3 protein-coding genes are annotated in these 2,770 nt (G+C 28.2%); all 3 read right to left on the minus strand.

Annotated elements, in window-relative coordinates:
• Positions 1-330 (minus strand): permease prefix domain 1-containing protein (locus B2W91_RS05145; protein WP_291579213.1); only part of this gene is annotated, 330 nt, incomplete at its 3' end.
• Positions 331-343: 13 nt separating this feature from the next.
• Complete coding sequence (locus B2W91_RS05150) at positions 344-670, minus strand: PadR family transcriptional regulator (RefSeq protein WP_414633107.1); 327 nt, start codon at positions 668-670, stop codon at positions 344-346.
• Positions 671-1,223: 553 nt separating this feature from the next.
• Positions 1,224-2,495: a PHP domain-containing protein gene (locus B2W91_RS05155; RefSeq protein ID WP_291579216.1), complete on the minus strand. Its 1,272-nt coding sequence runs from the start codon at positions 2,493-2,495 to the stop codon at positions 1,224-1,226.
• Positions 2,496-2,770: the final 275 nt, after the last annotated feature.

The following is a 2,770-nucleotide window of genomic DNA, read 5'->3' on the forward strand; positions in this document are numbered from 1 at the left end:
TGCAGGTCCATTAAATATTTGACCAACTATGGTTGCTACTGTTATTCCTAAAAATACTGCTAAAAATACTATTTTTAAAACATACATATATCTATCAAAATATTTTGGCCCAATTAAATATCGTTTCTCTCCTCTATAATTATCTGCAATTATTTCAGGATCTCCTAATTCTTTAAGAGCTTTATATGATTTTTCTTCATAGGTTAAATTTTCTTCATAACTGTTGATTATATCATCAATAAGTCCTCTAATTTCTTCCTCTACTTCTTTTCTTTCCTTTTCTGGTAGTTTGCAAACTACAGCATATACATATCTATTAATAACATCCATAAAACCCCTCCTATTATTCAATAAAACTATTGGTTATCTTCACCATATCTCTCCATACATTACAAAGCCTTTTAAAAACAATTTCTCCTATTTTGCTCATCACATAATATTTTCTAGGTTTTGTTCCATCTGTATCCCATGAACTTTCTAAAATTCCTTGTCTTTCTAATCTTCTAAGTAGAGGATACAGTGTACTTGCATCTATATCCATTCCTTTATCTTGAAGGCTTGTCACAAGAGAATAGCCATATTGTGGTGTCTTTAATTGACTTAACACACTTAAGACTAATGTTCCTCTTCTAAGCTCTAGAGTTAAACCTTCTATTAACTCATCTTCCATAACCTTATCCACAATGTCACCTCCTACATCTAGATAAACTACTTTAAATTTTAACTTATGTCTGAATATAAGTTAACAGTTTGAGATATCAATTCACAACTTTTAGATTAATGCACAATTCACAATTCACAATGCACAATTAAGGATGAAATTATTTTTTTAGAAAAATAATTTCTTTAAATTTGTTTTTGGCTAGCAATATAATTGCTAGTAATCATAGCGAACACTGTTCGCAGCTACAGAATAAATTCTAAATTTCTCAGCAATCGCTGAGANNATGTCCACAATTGTGAATTGTGCACTGTGAATTGTGAATTGAATTTTAGCCCATATAATAAGTGCTGATTATTTTCAGTAATAGATTAATTTTAAAAGTATACATATATATTATACTGTACGTCATACACTATTGTAAATAATATATTATATATAATTGCATAATATTTTGTTCATACAAAAAAAGCCCTGATTAATCAAGGCTTTAAAATTTTTTTGTTCTTTTCATAAAAAATAGAAACTTATCATTAGACTCATCTATTCTAATATATTCAATCTATCTCCCCTCTTGTGCAGTAACTTTAAATGGTTGAGTAAAGCTTACTCCACCCTCTCCTACTATTACCGCACGAACATATGGTGTAGGTGATTCAACTTCCTTTAAATTTAGAGAATTTCCTCTTCCTAGCTGTCTACTATTTGAACCTATCCATTCGATATATTGGATATTCTCCCCTTCTATTGTTATGGTATCCTTATCATTATCAACTATAATATTAGTAATAGTTGGTGCTGGAATATTAGGATTATTTTTCCTATTATTCTCTGCACATATATTAGCTGTAAAATAAAATTCTCCATTTTCCATAGCTCTTCTGAATTTTTCTTCAGTATACTCTCCATCTATTAACATTTTATTATAACTTGTATCAATCTGATTAAGACGATGTGAATCAGCATTTGCAAATCCCCATACATTTCTCTCTCCTATTATATCTGTTAATATATTGTCCCATACCTTCCTATCATTTGGATATCTATCATCTCTATTTATAACTTCTAATCCAACTAAACTTGGAAATTGTTTATATAAATCCACATACCACATATGTGACTTATCATACCTTCCTGGATGATTTAAATGTGATATTGCGCCTTGCCCTTCTATATACTTTAGTACTTCTTCTTCAGTTGATAACTTTTCAAATTCCTTTAAGAAGAACCCATTTATATGATGATGTTTAGATGAAAACTCAGCAGCTGGTATACCATGTAATCCTTTTGGTATAATTACATTCTTATCACCTTTTTTAGGATCATTCCAAGGATATGTTAAGTGATCATGGTCAGTTATTGCTAATACATCATATCCAAGCTCTGAGTGTTTATTTAATACTTCTTGTATTGTATCTCTTCCATCACTTTTGTTTGTATGAGCATGAAGATTAGCTTTTAATTGATTTGCTGTATGCCAATCTATATTCTTATAAGGATTGTCTATTGTATAATTTATATTCTCTACAGCTTTAACTTTTATAGAAGATTGAAGTTCTCCACTCTTAGATGTAGGTATTGCTATATTTTTATCAATACTCTTAGCAGTTATAGATCTACTGCCTTTTAAAGGTAATACCTCTATTGCTTTTACTTCTTTTAACCCTATTAAACTCTCCTCATAATTTATAGTTTCTATGGCTTCATTCGACATTGAGCATAGTCTAGATATACTTGTATCTTGTTCATTTGTTATTCCTAAAACCTTTGGCCCAATAGTTGACGCTAGTATAGTTGTCATTAAAATACACTCTATTATTTTATTATGCTTCATAATTATATCACCTATACTTTCACATAAATTTATTATTTTATTGTAAAAATTAAAACTACAAAATCTATATCTATATCTCTATAAATAGATTGCCCAAAAATTTAAAATTAAAATGTATTATTTAAATATTTTTAACTTTAAAAGAAAAGTAGCTATCTAAAAACAAAATTTTTAGATAGCTACTTTTTTAAATTACAAAATCTAAATTAAGCTCTAATCAAATATTTTATTATGAAAATTTAACTTATACTTAATTTTAATTTCCATAACAAAAA

The organism is Clostridium sp. UBA6640, assembly GCF_002455975.1.
Taxonomy (GTDB): Bacteria; Bacillota; Clostridia; order Clostridiales; family Clostridiaceae; genus Clostridium_J.